The organism is Isoptericola nanjingensis, from assembly GCF_050311635.1.
GTDB classification, from domain to species: domain Bacteria; phylum Actinomycetota; class Actinomycetes; order Actinomycetales; family Cellulomonadaceae; genus Isoptericola; species Isoptericola nanjingensis.
On the sequence record NZ_JBNOZL010000008.1, the window covers coordinates 280,092 to 298,491 of the forward strand.

Annotated in this window: 10 protein-coding genes; 6 read left to right on the forward strand and 4 right to left on the reverse strand. The window is 74.5% G+C overall.

Annotated elements, in window-relative coordinates:
* Positions 1-2: 2 nt before the first annotated feature.
* Complete coding sequence (gene purH / locus ACQP6G_RS17615) at positions 3-1,640, forward strand: bifunctional phosphoribosylaminoimidazolecarboxamide formyltransferase/IMP cyclohydrolase (RefSeq protein WP_429766191.1); 1,638 nt, start codon at positions 3-5, stop codon at positions 1,638-1,640.
* A gap of 101 nt (positions 1,641-1,741) precedes the next feature.
* On the opposite strand, the gene ACQP6G_RS17620 is transcribed toward purH, so the two are convergent.
* The gene (locus tag ACQP6G_RS17620) at positions 1,742-3,040 is read right to left on the reverse strand and encodes an NAD(P)/FAD-dependent oxidoreductase (protein WP_429766193.1); all 1,299 of its coding nucleotides are present in this window, start codon (positions 3,038-3,040) and stop codon (positions 1,742-1,744) included.
* A gap of 85 nt (positions 3,041-3,125) precedes the next feature.
* On the opposite strand from ACQP6G_RS17620, the gene ACQP6G_RS17625 reads away from it, so the two are divergent.
* Positions 3,126-3,488, forward strand: coding sequence for a DUF3017 domain-containing protein (locus ACQP6G_RS17625; protein ID WP_429766195.1), 363 nt, complete (start codon positions 3,126-3,128; stop codon positions 3,486-3,488).
* A 10-nt stretch (positions 3,489-3,498) separates the two neighbouring features.
* Here ACQP6G_RS17625 and ACQP6G_RS17630 read toward each other — a convergent pair whose 3' ends face one another.
* The 3 genes from ACQP6G_RS17630 to ACQP6G_RS17640 form a co-directional block, all read right to left on the reverse strand.
* A complete protein-coding gene (locus tag ACQP6G_RS17630) occupies positions 3,499-4,449 on the reverse strand; it encodes a hypothetical protein (RefSeq protein WP_429766197.1) in 951 nt (316 codons plus the stop codon).
* Entirely contained in the window at positions 4,413-4,697 is a 285-nt protein-coding gene (locus tag ACQP6G_RS17635) for a CD225/dispanin family protein (RefSeq protein ID WP_429766199.1), read from the reverse strand. Before ACQP6G_RS17635 ends, ACQP6G_RS17630 begins: the two co-directional genes overlap by 37 nt.
* A gap of 171 nt (positions 4,698-4,868) precedes the next feature.
* On the reverse strand, positions 4,869-5,888 hold the full coding sequence (locus ACQP6G_RS17640) for an MIP/aquaporin family protein (RefSeq protein WP_429766201.1): 1,020 nt from the start codon (positions 5,886-5,888) through the stop codon (positions 4,869-4,871).
* 281 nt (positions 5,889-6,169) lie between these two features.
* Between ACQP6G_RS17640 and ACQP6G_RS17645 the strand changes: the two genes are divergently transcribed.
* The 4 genes from ACQP6G_RS17645 to chvE all read left to right on the forward strand — a co-directional run bounded on the left by ACQP6G_RS17645 (position 6,170) and on the right by chvE (position 18,291).
* Positions 6,170-7,159 (forward strand): malate dehydrogenase, encoded by a 990-nt coding sequence (locus ACQP6G_RS17645; RefSeq protein ID WP_429766203.1) that lies wholly within the window; start codon positions 6,170-6,172, stop codon positions 7,157-7,159.
* Between the two features lie 50 nt (positions 7,160-7,209).
* On the forward strand, positions 7,210-10,809 hold the full coding sequence (locus ACQP6G_RS17650; RefSeq protein ID WP_429766205.1) for an ATP-binding cassette domain-containing protein: 3,600 nt from the start codon (positions 7,210-7,212) through the stop codon (positions 10,807-10,809).
* Between the two features lie 161 nt (positions 10,810-10,970).
* Positions 10,971-16,832, forward strand: coding sequence for a pullulanase-type alpha-1,6-glucosidase (gene pulA / locus ACQP6G_RS17655; protein WP_429766207.1), 5,862 nt, complete (start codon positions 10,971-10,973; stop codon positions 16,830-16,832).
* 298 nt (positions 16,833-17,130) lie between these two features.
* Positions 17,131-18,291 carry a multiple monosaccharide ABC transporter substrate-binding protein gene (chvE, locus tag ACQP6G_RS17660; protein WP_429766209.1) on the forward strand — a complete coding sequence of 387 codons (1,161 nt, stop codon included), beginning with the start codon at positions 17,131-17,133 and terminating at the stop codon, positions 18,289-18,291.
* Positions 18,292-18,400 lie beyond the last annotated feature (109 nt).

The following is an 18,400-nucleotide window of genomic DNA, read 5'->3' on the forward strand; positions in this document are numbered from 1 at the left end:
TCATGTCCGGAGCACACTCCGCCGCCCACGTCACCGCCCCCGACGTCCAGCTCGCCGACGACGCCCAGCGTCCCGTGCGCCGTGCGCTGCTCAGCGTCTACGACAAGACCGGCCTGACCGAGCTCGCCACCGCCCTGCACGCCGCGGGCGTGGAGCTCGTCTCCACCGGCTCCACCGCCACGACGATCGCCGACGCCGGCGTCCCCGTCACGCGCGTCGAGGAGCTCACCGGCTTCCCCGAGTGCCTCGAGGGCCGCGTCAAGACGCTGCACCCGCGCGTGCACGCCGGGATCCTGGCCGACACCCGCAAGGCCGACCACCTCGCCCAGCTCGCCGACCTCGGCATCGAGACGTTCGAGCTCGTCGTCGTGAACCTGTACCCGTTCGCGGCGACCGTCGCGTCCGGCGCCGGCCCGGACGAGGTCGTCGAGCAGATCGACATCGGCGGGCCGTCGATGGTCCGTGCCGCGGCGAAGAACCACCCGAGCGTCGCCGTCGTCGTCGACCCGGCGCGCTACGACGACGTCGTGTCCGCGGTCCAGGGCGGCGGCTTCACCTTCGCGCAGCGCAAGCGCCTCGCGGCCGCTGCGTTCGCGCACACCGCGCAGTACGACGTCGCCGTGGCCTCCTGGTTCGCCAGCGTCTACGCGCCCGACGAGACCGCCCTCGAGTCGCACATGCCCGATGTCGCCGGCGCGGCGTTCGAGCGCGCCGCGGTGCTCCGCTACGGCGAGAACCCGCACCAGAAGGCCGCGCTGTACACGCGGACCGACGGCGGGACCGGCCTCGCCCAGGCGACCCAGCTGCACGGCAAGGCCATGAGCTACAACAACTACGTGGACGCCGACGCCGCCTGGCGCGCCGCGCACGACCACGAGGGCCCCGCGGTGGCGGTCATCAAGCACGCCAACCCGTGCGGCATCGCCGTCGGCGACGACATCGCGCAGGCCCACGCCCGCGCGCACGCCACCGACCCGGTGTCGGCGTACGGCGGCGTCATCGCGGCCAACCGGGTCATCACGAAGGCCGCGGCCGAGGGGATCGCGCCGATCTTCACCGAGGTCGTCGTCGCACCGGGATTCGAGCCCGAGGCGCTCGAGATCCTGCAGAAGAAGAAGAACGTGCGCCTGCTCGTCGTCGACACCCCGCCGCACGCCGTCGCCGAGAACCGCCCGATCTCCGGCGGCATGCTCGTCCAGGAGGTCGACCGGTTCCAGGCCGAGGGCGACGACCCCGCGTCGTGGACCCTCGCCGCCGGCGAGGCCGCCGACGAGGCCACGCTCGCCGACCTCGCGTTCGCGTGGAAGGCCGTCCGCGCCGCCAAGTCCAACGCGATCCTCCTCGCCGCCGACGGTGCCGCCGTCGGCATCGGCATGGGCCAGGTCAACCGCGTCGACTCCTGCCGCCTGTCCGTCGAGCGCGCGAACACGCTCGCCGACGGGGCGGAGCGGGCGCGCGGCGCGGTCGCCGCGTCCGACGCGTTCTTCCCCTTCGCCGACGGCCTGCAGGTGCTGCTCGACGCCGGCGTCCGCGCCGTCGTGCAGCCCGGCGGGTCCATCCGCGACGCCGAGGTGATCGAGGCCGCTCAGGCCGCCGGCGTGACGATGTACCTCACCGGGACGCGCCACTTCGCGCACTGACCCCGCGAGATAGAGAACCCCGGACCGCGAGATAGAGGCTCGGTCGGGACCACACCCGGGTGCGGTCCCTACCGAGCCTCTATCTCGCGGTCCGGGGTTCTCTATCTCGCGGCGTCCTTCAGCTTGATGGCGGGGTCGGTGGCGCGGGCCAGGTCCAGGCGCAGCGGCTCGCCGCGGCTCATGAGGCGCCGGACGCCGCCGACGTCGCGCGGCGAGTCCACGAGGAGGACGGCCCGGACGGTCGCGACACCGTCGGGCGCGTCGTCGGGCCCCCTGCTCTCCGCAGGGTCCAGGTAGAGCGCCGCCCAGGCGCCCTCGCCGGGGGTGCCGCGCAGCACCACGGGGGAGGCGTCGGGCCCGGCGGTGGTCGGCAGGCCCAGCAGCGCCAGGTCGTGCCCGAGCTGCTGCGAGAAGACGTACGGCGCGTGCCCGGTGCCGGCCGGCTCGACGCCGAGCATGGCGCGCACGGTGGGGTCGGGGTCGTGCAGCGCGGCCGACCAGTGCCCGCCCGGCACCGTGCCGAACACGGGGTGCGCGCGCGACGCGACGTCGCCGACCGCCCAGACGCGGGGATGGCCGGGGACGCGGCCGTCGCCGTCCACGAGGAGCGCGCCGCGCCCGTCCAGGGGCAGCGTGCCCTCCAGCCAGCCCGACGCCGGCCGCGCGCCCACGGCGGTGAGCACGAGGTCCGCCGGAACGTGATCGCCGCCGGCGAGGACCACGCCGGAGCCCTCCACGGCCGTCACCGCGGCGCCCGTGCGCAGGCGCACCCCGGCGGCCCCGTACCAGCCCGCGAGGAGCGCCCCGACGTCGCGGCCCAGCTGGCGCGACAACGGGGCGTCCGCCGCCTCGAGCACCGTGACGTCCGCCCCGGCGCCCGCGGCGACCCCCGCGACCTCGGCGCCGATCCAGCCCGCGCCCACGATCACCAGGCGCAGCCCGTCGTCGGCGCGCAGGGCCGCCCGCAGGCGGTCGGCGTCGGCGGCCGTGTGCAGCAGCGACGACGCGGAGAACCCCGGCGGGACGACCGGGACGGAGCCCACCGCGAGCACGACGGCGTCGGCCGCGACCTCGCCCCGTGCGGTCGTGACGACCACGCCGTCCGGCCGCGAGGCCAGCGACAGGGCGGGCTCGGCGAGCCGCACGTCGTCGGCCAGCGCCTCGACGTCGACGCCGAGGTCCGCGCTCAGCCACACCGGCTCGGGCCGCGTCAGCAGCTCCTTGGAGAGCGGCGGGCGGTCGTACGGGGGCACGCCCTCCGCGCCGAGCAGCGTGATCCGCCCGTCGAAGCCGTGCGCCCGCAGCGCGGCGACGGTCTGCGCGCCGGCGAGGCCGGCGCCCACCACGACGACGGACCGGAGGGGCGGACGGGGAGAGGCGTCGGAGGTCGGCTCGGGCACGGTCCTCACCGTAGCTCTCGGCGAGACCCCGTGGGCGTGGAGGTCCGACGCTCGCCGCGGTCGCGCGACGGTAGGCTCGGCTGCCGTGGATCCCCGTGCGCTGCCCGACCCTCCGCGTGACCCCGGAGGGGCCGAGCCCGCGCCCGCGTGGCACACGGTCGGGGCGAAGGGCGAGGAGCCGGCGCGCCCTCTGCCCGGTCCCGAGCGCGCCATCGTCACCGTGCTCGCCGGCATCGTGCTCGCCGTCGTGCTCGGCGTGCTGGTCGGGGCCCGCGTCGGCACCGGCACCATCGCGCTGACCCTCGCCGTCGCGGGCACGTGGCGGGCCACGTCGGCCACCGGGCCGGTCGGGCTGGTCGTGCGGAGCCGGGGCTTCGACGTCTTCCTGTGCTGGGGCGGCGCCGTCGTCATCGGCGTGCTGGCCCTGACCGCCCCCGGCCTGGGCTGAGCGCCCGCGATCAGCCCGCCGAGCCCGCGAGGCTCGCGGTGAGCGGCTCTTCGGAGGTGACCGCGCAGGTGACGCTGCGCCAGCCGTCCCCCCACTCGCTGAACTCGGGGACCACCGTCCACACCTCGAGCGGCGGACCGGCGTACTCGCCGCCGACGAAATCGGCCCACGCCTCCGCGCAGGAGGCGCGCCCCGCCGCCCAGATCGTGGCGTCGTTCTCGGCGACCTCGACGCCGATGCGGTGCTCGGCGAACACCTGACCGGTGTGCGGCTCGTCGCAGAACTCGACCAGAGGCACCACGAGGTCGCCCCACCTGGTCAACCGGGTGGCGTCGAAGCACGCGGGGGACAGGGCGATGCTCAGGTGACGGGGGCCGCCGTCCGCAGGCGCGCGGGTGTCGGTCGGGGGCGGCGCGGGCGCGGGGTCGCCCGCGGCCGGCGCGGCCGCGCACACGAGGTGGGGCCAGAAGTCCCAGCCGTCCTTCGCCGTGAACCAGCGTGCGTAGGGCACCTCCAGCGGGCTCCGCCCCAGGTCCTCGAGGGCACCGTCGCAGACCTCCGACGCGATCTGGCCGCCGACCTCGTCGCCCGGCCAGGCGGGACCGGAGGGCCCGGCGTAGAACACGGTGGACGCGGTGCCGTCCCCGCACGGGACGAGCGGCACGATCCCGTGGAGCTCTGCCTGCGCGAAGCAGTCGCCGGGGGCGAGCATCCGCCACGGCTTCGCGTCCGCGAACGTCACGTCCCCGGTGAGGCCGGCCGGTGCGGCCTCCTTCGCCGGGGGCAGCGTCAACGGGTCCGCCGACGACGTCGACGATGACGACGCCGATGACGACGCCGATGACGACGGCGGGCCGGCCAGAGCGGTGAGGAGCGGGCGCACGTCGTCCACCAGTCCGACGGCGGCGACGAGGACCGCCACGCTCACCGCGCGGGCCAGGAGACCGACGACGAAGGCCACGATCCCCGCCGTGCGCACCCGGCGGCGCTGACGACGACGGCCGCGATCCCGAACCGTCGCGCGGCCCGGGCGTGCGTCGTCGCGGCGGCGAGGTCCCCGGAGCCGATCGCCCGGGCCGCCCGCTGGGCTCCGAGGAGCGCCGGGACGCCGAGCGGCCAGCACAGGATCGCGGCGGCTACGGCCCAGCCGGTGGCGTGGTGCACGTCGCGCCCGGGAGGGACGGACGACGGCGGTACGGACGGGGTCAACGGCGACTCCGATCGGGGAACGGGCACCGAGCCATCGGTGGCCGCAGCGATCAGCGGCGCGCCATTTGTACCAGAGGTCCGACTTCGCGCTCTGCGCCCCGCGGGTGAAATCCTGCGCGGACGCCACGAGGGCCGGCACCCTGCGGGTACCGGCCCTCGTGCGTCGGGGCGTCAGGCGCGCGGCGCGTCGCCCTTCGGCTCGTCGGTGCCGGGCTTGGCGTCGTCGACGTCCTGCCCGTCCCACTCGCCCTCGTTCTCGTCGACCTCCGACGCCGTCGGAAGGGCGCCGTCGTCGACGACGTCGTGCTCGGGGGCGGTCCGCTCCTCGACCGTCACGGCCGTGTACTCGACCTCGGTCAGCGCGAGGGCGGGCACCGGCTGGAACGCCCGGGCGAACAGGGCGGCGAGTGCCGCTCCCACCAGGGGGGCGACGACGAACACCCACAGCTGGCCCCACGTCCAGCCTCCGCCGAACACCGCCGAGGCGAACGACCGCGCCGGGTTGAGCGAGGCGTTGGTGACCGGCCAGGCGACGATGATCAGCGCGCCGAGGGACAGGCCGATGACCACCGGGGCGAACGTGACCGACGTGCGCTTGCTGGTCACGCCGAGGATGATCCCCACGAAGACGGCGGTGACGATCACCTCGACGAGGATCGCGGCCCACATCGTGAACTCGACGGGGGCGCCGCCCTGCTGCGCCGCCGCGGCGGTGAGCGTGGCGGCGGGCGCGTGCGATCCGAAGCCGTTGGCCGTGCCCTGGAAGAGCTCGGCCTTGCTCGTCGCCTGAGCGAACGGGAGCACCGACTCCGGGATGATCGAGAACATCACGGCCGCGGCCGCGGTGCCGCCCACGAGCTGGGCGGCCCAGTACGGCACCAGGTCGCGCCACGCGGAACGGCCGGCGAGCGTCAGGCCGAAGGTCACGGCGGGGTTGAAGTGGCCGCCGGAGACGCCGCCGACCGCGGCGATGGCGCCCATGACGAGGATCCCGCCCGCGAGCGCGACGGTGATGATCTGACCGTTGTTGAACAGGTTGAAAGTGGCGGTGCCGACGATGCCGAGCACCAGCACGAACGTGCCGAAGGCCTCGGCGGCGAGCCGGGCGAACAGGCCGTGCTGCGGGGCTCCTGCCGCCGTGTCGACGTCGGCCGGAGCCGTACCGCCCTCGGCGGCGATGTCCTGGGACATGAGGGTCCTTCTCTGCTCGGGAGACGGGCGTCTCGGTGTGCCCCCCGCGGTGGGAGGGCCGGTCGTGCGTGACCGGCCTCACGGCCGGCTGCGCGGGCATGCTTCCACCGTGGTCTGAACGGTTGCTGAGCGCGGGCCGACGGTGGCGCTCCTGGCACGTTACCGCGCGTCGTCCCAGGTCGCGCTCCACCACGACGGTCGGCGCGCCGGGCGGCGGCGACGTCGAGGGCCGGGCCGGGGTGGCGGTCGACCCCGGCGCCCGGCTGCGTCAGAGTAGGGGCATGACCACACCAGTGAACGTCACCGTCACCGGGGCGGCGGGCCAGATCGGGTACGCGCTGCTCTTCCGGATCGCGTCGGGCGCGATGCTCGGCCCCGACACGCCCGTGCGGCTGCGGCTGCTGGAGATCCCGCAGGCGGTGAAGGCCGCGGAGGGGACCGCGATGGAGCTCGACGACTGCGCCTTCCCGCTGCTGGCCGGCATCGACATCCACGACGACCCCACGGCGGGCTTCGCGGGCACGAACGTCGCCCTGCTGGTGGGCGCCCGGCCGCGCGGCCCGGGCATGGAGCGGGCGGACCTGCTCGAGGCGAACGGCGGCATCTTCGGCCCGCAGGGCCGGGCCATCAACGCGGGCGCGGCCGACGACGTGCGGGTCCTGGTCGTGGGCAACCCGGCCAACACGAACGCGCTGATCGCGGCGTCGAACGCGCCCGACGTGCCGAAGGACCGCTTCACGGCGATGACGCGCCTCGACCACAACCGCGCGCTCTCCCAGCTCGCGAAGCGGGCGGACGTGCCGGTCTCGCAGGTGCGCCGCGTGACGATCTGGGGCAACCACTCCGCGAGCCAGTACCCGGACGTGTTCCGGGCCGACGTCGCGGGTACGCCGGGCGCCCGGTACGCGGACGAGGACAAGCTCTGGCTCGCGGACGACTTCATCCCGACGGTGGCCAAGCGCGGCGCCGCGATCATCGACGCGCGCGGGGCGTCGTCGGCGGCGTCCGCGGCGAACGCGGCGATCGACCACGTCCACGACTGGGTGCAGGGCACGCCCGAGGGCGACTGGACCAGCGCGGGCCTGTGGTCGACCGGGCAGTACGGGGTGCCGGAGGGCCTCGTCTCGTCGTTCCCGGTGACGTCGTCGGGCGGTGCGTGGGAGGTCGTCGAGGGCCTCGAGATCGACGACTTCTCCCGCGAGCGGATCGCGGCCAGCGTGCAGGAGCTCTCCGAGGAGCGGGACGCCGTGCGCGCCCTCGGCCTGATCTGACGGAAATTCTGCGGCGGAGCGTCGGGGGCGCCGCATAGGCTTCTCGGGCCATGATCGACGCCCCTGCCGCGCGCGCGGAACACACCTCCACCACGACCACGCCGACGGACCCGTCCCGCCGTCTCGACTGGCGGAGGCTGCGCGGGCCCGTCGCCGCGGTCGCGCTGGTCGCGCTCACCCTCGGGGCGGTGGGTGCCGCGCTCGGCACCGTCGTCGCGGGCCGCCTCGCGGAGGACCCGACGGGGGCGCTGCTGACGCTGCTCGCGCTCTGCGTGGTCGGCGCCGCCCTGTTCGACACGGCCGGGCAGGTCGTGTGGGCGGGCGTCGTCGACCGCGCCGAGGGGCGGCTGCGCGGCGACCTGCTCACCGCGGCGCTGCACCAGCCGCTCGGCACGCTCACCGAGCAGGCCGTGGGCGAGGTGCTCGACCGGGTCGACGACGACACGCACGCCGTCGGAACGCTCGTGCGCCGCCAGCTGTGGGGCGCGGGCCGCACGGTGGTCGGCGTCGTGCCGATGTACGTGGTCGCCGGCGTCACCTGGTGGCCGGCGTGGATCCTGTTCCCGCTGCTGGGCGCGCTCGCGGGCGTCCTCGTGCGCCCGATGCTGGGCGAGATCGCCCGCCGCAAGGTGATCGAGGAGGAGGCCTGGACCGACCACGCGGCCGCGTTCGAGGAGTCGGTGGCCGCGCGCGACGACCTGCGCACCAGCCTCGGCCAGCCGTTCGCCATCCGCCGCCTGGCGCAGCGCTCGGCGGACGTGCACCGCAAGTTCCGCGACGTGGTCGTCGTCGAGTCGAAGATGCTGCGCCGGGCCGGCCTGGTGCTCGCCGCGCTGCTCGCCGGCGTCGCCGTGGCCGGGGCCGCGCTGGCGTCGGGCGGCACGCTCGCCGTCCAGGACCTCGTGACGCTGTTCCTGGTCACGTCGATGTTCGTGGGCCAGGTGGACAACCTCATCCACCACCTGCCGGACATCCAGGAAGGGCTGGGCGCCATCACGCGCATCCGGCAGATGCTGTCGGTCGAGCCGGAGCCGAGCGGCGGGCGCGACCTGCCCGAGGGCCCGGTGGGCATCGAGCTGCGCGACCTGCACTTCTCGTACGCCGAGGGCACCTTCGCGCTGCAGGGCGTGAACCTCCGCGTCCCCGCGGGGCAGACGGTGGCGCTCGTCGGGCGCACCGGCTCCGGGAAGTCGACGCTCGCGTCGCTGCTGTCGCGCGCCGTCGAGCCGGAGCCAGGCACGGTGTTCCTCGGCGGCGTCGACGTGCGCGACCTCGACCTGCAGAAGCTGCGCGCCGCGGTGGGCGTCGTCACGCAGCGCACCGAGATCCTCGCCGGCACGCTCGCCGAGAACGTCGCGCTGTTCGCCGACGTCCCGCGCGAGGACGTCGAGGCGGCCGTGCGCGAGCTGCGCCTGGAGGCCTGGGTGTCGGGCCTGCCCGACGGGCTCGACACGCTGCTCGGTCCGGGCGGCACGTCGCTGTCCGCGGGGGAGGAGCAGCTCGTCGCGTTCGCGCGCCTGCTGGTGCGCGACGTCCAGGTGGTGGTGCTCGACGAGGCGACGGCGCGCATGGACCCGCTCACCGAGGCCCGCGTGGTCGCGGCGTCCGAGCGGCTGCTCGCCGGCCGCACGGGCGTGCTGGTCGCCCACCGGCTGACGACCATCGAGCGGGCGGACCTGCTCGCCGCGCTCGACCACGGCCGGGTCGTGCAGCAGGGCCCCCGGGCGAGGCTCGCCCGCGAGGACGGCCCGTACCGCGACCTGCTCCTGGCGAGCGACGCCGCGGACGCACCCGTCGCGAGCGCCGGTGCCGCCGAGGAGGTCGCGTCGGGGCTCACCGGTCACCGGTCGACGCCGTCGAGCGCGCCGTCGGGCACGGCGCCGAGCATGGTGGAGTCCGCGCAGGCGGCGTCCCACGACGTGGGCGGCAAGCGCCGCCGCGGCGCGGCGCCGGACCTCGCCGACCCGGGCGAGGGCCCGAGCCTGGCGCGCGGCGTCCTGCACGCGCTGTTCGTGCGCCCCGCGTGGGGCGTGGTCGGCGCGGCGCTCTTCCTCGTGGCGAGCCTCGTCTCCGCGCAGGGTGCCCTCACCGGGTTCCTCTGGGGGCGGGCGGTCGAGGGGCTCGACGCCGGCTTCCCCACCGCGCTCATGGTCGCGTTCGCGGTGCTCCTCGTCGTCGCGCCGCTGGCGCTCGCGTGGGCGCTGTACGTCTACCCACGGTGGTGGGTGGAGGTGCTGCTGCGCGTCCGGATGGCGGTGATGGTGGGGCAGACGCGCCAGGAGCGGCTGCGCGCCACCCCGCCCGGCGAGGTCGTGGCCCGCGCCATGGACTCCGACCGGTTCGTGCGCTACTCGGACCGCTGGGTCGACTTCGTCAACGGCCTGGTCATCGCCGGCGTGACGGCGCTGCTCAGCGGGTCGTGGCTGGCCGGCGGCGTGCTGCTGGCCGTCATGGTGGTCTCGGCGGCCGCGTCGGCGGTCGGTCGGCCGATCGCGGGCCGCTCGGCCACCCGGTCGTCCGCCGCTCGCGCCCGGTTCGGCCGGGCCCTCGTCTCCGCGCTCGACTCCGCGCGCACGGTGAAGCTCGCCGCGCGGACCCCGCAGGTGCACGCGCACCTGCGCGAGGTGGACGGCGGCCGCGTCCGGGCCGCGATCTTCGAGCACCGGATCCAGGCCGCCCTCGACGGCGTGCCGATGATCATGGTGCAGCTCGGCGTCGTGGCGGCCTGGGCGGGCCTGCTCACCGGCACGTGGGGGCTGGCGACCGCGCTGCTCGTCGCGAACGCCGTGAACGGGTTCGGCTGGTTCGGCGTCGTGGCGGGGGCGGTCGTGACGGAGGCGCCCGGCACCCGGTCGTGGCAGCGGGCCACCGGCCGGTTCGCCGCGGGGGCCGACCTCATGGACCTGCCCGCGGGCGTCGACCTGCTCACCGGCGACGCGCCCCGACCGGCCGCGGGCCCGCGCGAGGCGCTGGAGCGGCTGCGCCTCGAGGGCGTGACCGCCGTGCACGACGACGGCACCATCGGGGTGTCGGGGGTGGACCTGGAGGTGCGGCGCGGCGAGCTCGTGCTGCTGCTCGGCCAGGTCGGCTCGGGCAAGTCGAGCCTGCTGTCCGCGCTGAGCGGCCTCATGGAGCACACGGGCCGGATCCGCTGGAACGAGCGGGACGTCGAGGACGCCCAGGCGTTCCTGCGCCCGGGGCAGGTCGCGCACGTCGCGCAGGTGCCGCGGGTGCTGTCCGGCACGTTCAGCGAGAACGTGCGCCTGGACCACGAGCGCGACGTCGACGGCCCGGTCGCCTCCGCGCGCCTGGGGCAGGACGTGGACGAGGCTGGTGGTCCGGACGCGCTGGTCGGCCACCGCGGGGTGCGGCTGTCCGGCGGCCAGGTGCAGCGGCTCGCGCTCGCCCGCGCGCTGGCGACGGACGCCGAGCTGCTGCTGGCCGACGACGTCTCCAGCGCGCTGGACGCCACCACGGAGATCGAGCTGTGGGCGTCGCTGCGCGAGCGCGGCACCACCGTCGTCGGCGCGACGTCCAAGCGCGCGGCCCTGTCGCGTGCCGACCGCGTCGTCGTCCTCGCCGACGGCGAGATCGCCGAGGTCGGGCCGTGGCGCGAGCTCGCGCCGCGCTGGGGGCACCTGGCGGGCTGAGCGTCGTTCCGTCGTGGGCGTTCGTGTGGCGCTATTCCCCAGGGAATGGCGCCACACGGGCGCCCACAGGTGTCGGCGGACCTGTTGCTGCAAGGTTGCTGCAACGGTACAGTCGCCGCGGGTCGCGACCTCCGCGCGCCCGGACGACGAAGGAGTCCTCCATGCCTCGTGCTGCCCAGGCCCGCGCCCCCCGAAGGCGCCCGACCCGTCGCGCGGCGGCATCGCTGACCGCCGTCGCGCTCACCGTCCCCGCGCTGTCCGCCGGCCTCGGCGGGCTCGCCCTCACGACGGCGCCCCCGGCGGGCGCCGCGGACCGCACCGCCACCCTGGTCGGGAGCCTCCAGACGGAGCTCGGCTGCGCCGAGGACTGGGACCCGACCTGTGCCGCCACCACCCTCGCGCCGGCCGGCGACGGCACGTTCGGCGCCGACGTCGACCTGCCGGCCGGGACGTACGAGTACAAGGTCGCGCTCGACGGCGCCTGGGACGAGTCCTACGGGCGCGAGGGCACCGGCGAGAACGCGCCCCTGGTGCTGGGCGGCGACGCGCGCGTGCGGGTCACCTACGACGACACCACGCACCGCGTCGCGCTCACGCCGCTGACGCTGGCCGGCGCCTACGACGACGCGACGGACGCCGACCTGGTGGTGCCGCCGGTGCGGCAGGCGGGCTCGGACGAGCGGTTCTACTTCGTCATGACCGACCGCTTCGCGAACGGCGACGACTCGAACGACACCGGCGGGATCGACGGCGACCGGCTCGCGACCGGCTTCGACCCGACCGACAAGGGCTTCTACCAGGGCGGGGACATCGCCGGCCTGCGCGAGAAGCTCGACTACATCGAGGGCCTGGGCACCACCGCGATCTGGCTGACGCCGTCGTTCCTCAACCGCCCGGTGCAGGGCACGGGCGACGACGCGAGCGCGGGCTACCACGGCTACTGGATCACGGACTTCACGCGGATCGACCCGCACCTGGGCACCAACGACGAGCTGCGCGCACTGATCGACGAGGCCCACGGCAAGGGCATCAAGGTCTACTTCGACATCATCACCAACCACACGGCCGACGTCATCGACTACGCCGAGGGGGAGTACGGGTACGTCGACCAGGCGACGTCGCCCTACACCGACGCCGCCGGGAACACCTTCGACCCGGGCGACGTCGCGGGCTCGGACGACTTCCCCGAGCTCGACGCCGCGACGTCGTTCCCGTACACGCCGGTGATCGCGCCCGAGGACTCCGACGTCAAGGTCCCGGCCTGGCTCAACGACCCGACGCTTTACCACAACCGGGGCAACTCGACGTGGACGGGGGAGTCGGTCACGTACGGCGACTTCGACGGCCTGGACGACCTCATGACGGAGGACCCGCGCGTCGTGCAGGGCTTCGTCGACGTGTACTCCGACTGGATCGACCTCGGCATCGACGGCTTCCGCATCGACACGGTCAAGCACGTGAACCCGGAGTTCTGGGAGACGTGGTCGGCCGAGGTCATGGACTACGCCCACGCGCAGGGCAAGGACGACTTCTTCATGTTCGGCGAGGTCTACGACGCCGACGCCGCCAAGACGTCGCCGTACGTGCGCGACACCGACATGAGCTCGGTGCTCGACTTCTCCTTCCAGGCGGCCGCGACCAGCTACGCGAGCGGCAACAGCGCCCGCGGCCTGGCGAGCCTGTTCGCGAGCGACGACCGGTACACGACCCCGACGAGGTCGGCGTCCGCGCTGCCCACCTTCCTCGGCAACCACGACATGGGCCGCGTGGGCTACATGCTCGCCGGCACCGACGAGCCGCTGGCCCGTGACGAGCTGGCGCACGACCTCATGTACCTCACGCGCGGCCAGCCGGTCGTGTACTACGGCGACGAGCAGGGCTTCGCCGGCACCGGAGGGGACAAGGACGCCCGGCAGACCCTCTTCGCCACGCAGGTCGACGAGTACGCCGACCAGCCGCTCGTCACGGGCGAGCAGGCGGGCAGCGTGGACCGCTACGCCACCGACGCGCCGCTGTACTCCCGCATCGCCGAGCTGGCGGCTCTGCGCGAGGCGCACCCGGCGCTCGCGACCGGCGCACAGGTCGAGCGGTACGCGGAGAACGGCGCCGGGATCTACGCGTTCAGCCGCGTGGACCGCACGGAGAAGGTCGAGCACCTGGTCGCCGTCAACAACGCGGCGCAGGAGAAGAACGCGACCTTCACGACCCTCACCCCGGGCGCGTCGTACGAGGTGCTGTACGGCGACGGGGAGCCGGTGACCGCGGACGACGCCGGCGAGGTCACCGTCAGCGTCCCGGCGACGTCGGCCCTGGTGCTGCGCGCCGACCGCACGGTGGGCGCGGACTCCGACGGCACGCTGGACGTCGTCGTCCCGGCGGCGGGCGCGGCGGTCACCGGCACCGCGGCGGTGGCGGCGGACGTCGACGACGACGCGTGGGCGGAGACGTCCTTCGCGTGGCGCGAGGTCGGTACGTCCCGGTGGAACCCGCTCGGCACGGCCGAGGACACGACGCCGCGCGTCTTCCACGACGCGAAGGGCCTGGCCGAGGGCACCCTCGTCGAGTACCGCGCCGTGACGCAGGACGCCGACGGCGAGCGCGCGGCCGCCTCGACCTTCGCCTCCGTCGGCGTCGACGTGTCCGGCGTGGTCGGCGACGAGGAGCCCGAGCCCGAGATCGACCTGGTGACCGTGCCCGGCAGCCACAACAGCGAGATGGGCTGCGCCGGCGACTGGACCCCGGACTGCGAGGGCGCGCGCCTCACCGAGCGCCCGGACGGCGTGTGGGAGGGCACCTTCGACCTGCCGGAGGGCGACTACGAGTACAAGGTCGCCGTGAACGGGTCGTGGGACGTCAACTACGGCGTCGGGGGAGTGCGCGACGGCGGCAACGCCACGTACTCGCACGACGGCGGCGAGGTCACGTTCTACTGGGACCCGGTGAGCCACGACTTCTCGTCCACCGCGCAGGGCCCGGTCGTCACGCTGGCCGGGTCGTTCCAGGACCAGGTGGGCTGCTCCTCCTCCTGGGCGCCCGACTGCCTCGCGTCGTGGCTCAAGGACCCGGACGGCGACGGCACGTACACCTGGTCCACCGACGACCTGGCCGCCGGCGCGTACGAGGCGAAGGTGGCGCACGGGCTGAGCTGGGCCGAGAACTACGGCGTCGGCGGCGCGCCCGACGGCGCCAACTACTCCTTCAGCGTGGGCGAGGGCGAGACGGTGGCGTTCTCCTACGACCTCGCGTCGCACGTCCTGACGATCGGCGTGGAGAACCCGCCGCTGCCGGGCACGGGGCAGCAGGCCGCGCACTGGGTCCGTCAGGGCGTGGTGCTCGCGCCCGGCGACCTCGGCTCCGGCGACGACTGGACCCTGTGGACCGCGCCCGACGGCGGCCTGGCGGTCGCGGACGGCGAGGTGCGGGGGCCGGACGGCGGCGACCTGCCGGAGGGTGCCGCGTCCTACGACCTGGCCCCCGCGGGGGACGTGCCCGACGACGTCGCGCGCGACTTCCCGGCGCTCGCGGGCCACACGGCCCTCGCGCCGGTGGGCGACGACGGGAAGCCGCTGGGCCGCGCGGCGGTCGAGGAGCTCCTGACTGGCCAGCTGCTGGTCACCCGGGCCTCGGGCGAGGGGCTGTCCGCGGCGACGGGCGTGCAGGTGCCCGGCGTCCTCGACGACCTGTACAGCGAGCAGGCGTCGAAGCGTACGTTCGGCGCGCAGCGGCACCCGAGCGGCCGGTGGGCCTCGTTCGCGCTCTGGGCGCCGACGGCGCAGGACGTCGACCTCCTGGTGTGGCCCGCCGGCCGCGACCTGGGCGAGGACCCCGAGCGCTTCGACGCGGTGCGCGAGCGTGACGGCTCGTGGACGCTCGACGGCAAGCGGGCGGCGAAGCGGCTCGCCTGGGACGGCGCCCGCTACCGGTACGCGGTGACGGTCTACGTGCCGGGCACGGGGAAGGTCGAGACGAACGTCGTCACCGACCCGTACTCGGTCGGCCTCACGCTCGACTCGACGCACTCGGTCGTCGTCGGCCTGGACGACAAGCGCTGGCAGCCGAAGGTCTGGCGCCACGCGCGCCAGCCCGTCGTCGACCGGGCCGTGGACCAGACGATCTACGAGCTGCACGTGCGCGACTTCTCGATCTCCGACGAGACCGTGCCGGCGAAGGAGCGCGGCACGTACCTCGCGTTCGCGCAGCGGCGCTCGGACGGCATGGCGCACCTGCGCGAGCTGGCCGACGCGGGCATGACGACGGTGCACCTGCTGCCGACGTTCGACATCGCGACGATCCCCGAGGACCGTGCGGACCAGGCGACCACGCCCGACCTGTCCGGGTTCGCGCCCGACGGCGAGGAGCAGCAGGCGGCGGTCGGCGACGTCGCGGCGAGCGACGGCTTCAACTGGGGCTACGACCCGTTCCACTTCTCGGTCCCCGAGGGCTCGTACGCCGTCGATGCCGAGGGGGGTGCCCGCGTGGCCGAGTTCCGCACGATGGTGGGCTCGCTGCACGACGCGGGCCTGCAGGTGGTGCTCGACCAGGTGTTCAACCACACCGCGGCGAGCGGGCAGGACGCGAAGAGCGTCCTCGACCGGGTCGTGCCGGGCTACTACCAGCGGCTGAACCCGACGACGGGCGCCGTGGAGACCAGCACCTGCTGCCAGAACGTCGCCACCGAGCACGCGATGGCGGGCAAGCTCATGGTCGACTCGGTGGTCACGTGGGCCCGCGACTACAAGGTGGACGGCTTCCGCTTCGACCTCATGGGCCACCACTCGAAGGAGAACATGCTGGCCGTGCGCGAGGCGCTCGACGCCCTGACCGTCCGCAAGGACGGCGTCGACGGGTCCGCCGTCTACCTGTACGGCGAGGGCTGGAACTTCGGCGAGGTGGCGGACAACGCCCTGTTCACGCAGGCCACGCAGGGGCAGCTCGGCGGGACGGGCATCGGCACGTTCAGCGACAGGCTGCGCGACGCCGTGCACGGCGGGTCGCCGGTGGACGCCGCGTCGCGGTTCACCCAGGGCTTCGGCACGGGGCTGTTCACCGACCCGAACGGTCGCGAGGCCAGCGAGGGCGACGCCGGCAGCGTCAACGACGGATCCGACGACGAGCGCGCCGACCTGGGCCACCAGACCGACCTGGTGCGCCTCGGGCTGGCGGGCAACCTGCGGGACTACGCGTTCCGGGCGGCGGACGACGGCGCCGGCGAGACGACGCGGGGGGAGGACCTCGACTACCGCGGCGCGCCCGCGGGGTACGCGGACTCGCCTGAGGAGGTCGTCACGTACGTCGACGCGCACGACAACGAGACGCTCTTCGACCTGCTGACGCTCAAGCTGCCGCAGGACACCGCGATGACGGACCGGGTCCGGATGAACACCGTGTCGCTCGCGACGACGGCGCTGGCCCAGACCCCGTCGTTCTGGCACGCGGGCACGGACCTGCTGCGCTCGAAGTCGCTGGACCGGAACTCCTACGACTCGGGCGACTGGTTCAACGCGATCGACTGGTCGGGGCAGGACAACGGCTTCGGCCGCGGCCTGCCGCCGGCGGCGGACAACGAGGACGCGTGGCCGGTGATGGCGCCGCTCCTGGCGGACCCGGCGCTCAAGCCCGCGCCGTCGGACATCGCGACGGCCTCCGACGCGGCGCGCGAGCTGCTCGAGCTGAGGTCCTCGACGCGGCTGTTCCGCCTCGGCAGCGCCGCGGCGATCGAGCAGAAGGTGTCGTTCCCGGGGACGGGGCCGGACGCGCAGCCCGGCGTCGTCGCCATGGCGGTGGACGACACCGTCGGCCGTGACGCCGACCGTCGCCTGGACGGCCTGCTGACGGTGTTCAACGCGTCGCCGGAGCCCGTGACGCTCGAGCTGGCCGGGCTGCGCGGCCGGGACTTCCGGCTCTCGGGCGTGCAGCGCTCGGGGAGCGACGCGGTCGTCAAGCGGACCCGGTGGGACGCGCGCACGGGCACGGTCACCGTGCCCGCCCGGACCGTGGCGGTGCTGGAGGACCCGCAGCGCTGAGCCACCGCACGCCCTCGCGGTTGTGTTCGACGTACGAACCAACTGTCGAGGGGGCGGGACCCGGAGGGCCGCGGGACGGAACGCCGTCCCGCGGCCCTTCTCGCGCTCTCGCTCTGACAACGGTGGGGCGTGACACGATCGTTATCGGTTTCCACCCGCCCAGGCTTTGACTTCGGAACTCGAACGCAGCAGTCTGTACCGCGGACCGGCTCGGCCGTCCGAGGAAGACCTCGGCGTCCGGGCGCCGGCGGCGAAGGTCGCTGCCGGGGGACACTCGACGACGAGAAGGAGCGCGAGGATGCGACTCGCCAAGACGATGGGCGCGGTGGCCGCCGGTGCGGCGCTGACGCTGGGACTCGCCGCGTGCGGCGGCTCCGGGGCCGGCGGTGGCGGCGGTGCCGACGGCGCCGCGGGCAACGGCGACGACGACGTGAAGATCGGCGTCGCGATGCCGACGCAGACCTACGAGCGTTGGATCCAGGACGGCAACAACGTCAAGAAGGGCCTGGAGGACCTCGGCTACTCCGTGGACCTGCAGTTCGCTAACGACGACATCCCGACCCAGACGCAGCAGATCGACTCGATGATCACCGAGGGCGTCGACGTCCTCGTCATCGCCTCGATCGACGGCACCGCGCTGACCAGCCAGCTCGACGCGGCCGCCGCGGCGAACATCCCGGTCATCGCGTACGACCGCCTGATCCGCGACAGCGAGAACGTCGACTTCTACACGACGTTCGACAACGAGGCGGTCGGCGTGGCGCAGGCCAACGCCCTGCTCCGCGGCCTGGGCTACCTCGACGCCGACGGCAAGGAGACCGGCGAGAAGGGCCCGTACAACATCGAGCTCTTCGCCGGCTCGCCGGACGACAACAACGCCGGGTTCTTCTTCGACGGCGCGATGTCGGTGCTGCAGCCGCTCATCGACGACGGCACGATCGTCGTCCCGTCCGGCCAGACCGACTTCGGCCAGGTCACGACGCAGCGCTGGGAGCTCGAGACGGCCCAGAAGCGCATGGAGGACCTGCTCACCTCCACGTACCAGGGCGGCGAGAAGCTGGACGGCGTGCTCGCGCCGGCCGACGTGCTCTCCCGCGGCATCATCAACGCGCTCCAGAGCGCGGGCATGGGGCCGACCCTCGAGAAGGGCCTGCCGGTCGTCACCGGTCAGGACGCCGAGATCGCGAACATCAAGCTCATCGACGACGGCGTCCAGTCCTCGACGATCTTCAAGGACACGCGCCTCCTCGCCGAGCAGGCCGTCAAGGCCACGCAGTCCTTCGTGGAGGGCAACGACCCCGAGGCGAACGACACCAAGACGTACGACAACGGCGTGAAGGTCGTGCCGTCGTACCTGCTCGAGGTCCAGACGGTGTTCAAGGACGACATCCAGCCCGTGCTGATCGACGCCGGGTACTACACCGCCGACGAGGTCAAGGCCGGTCAGGCGGACGACTGATCCGCAGGTCATGACCCGCACGGGCAGGCCCGTCCGTCGCCGCTCCCGCTCGGGGGCGGACGACGGGCGGGCCCGCCCCCGGGGCCGCCGCGGACGTGTCCGACGGCGG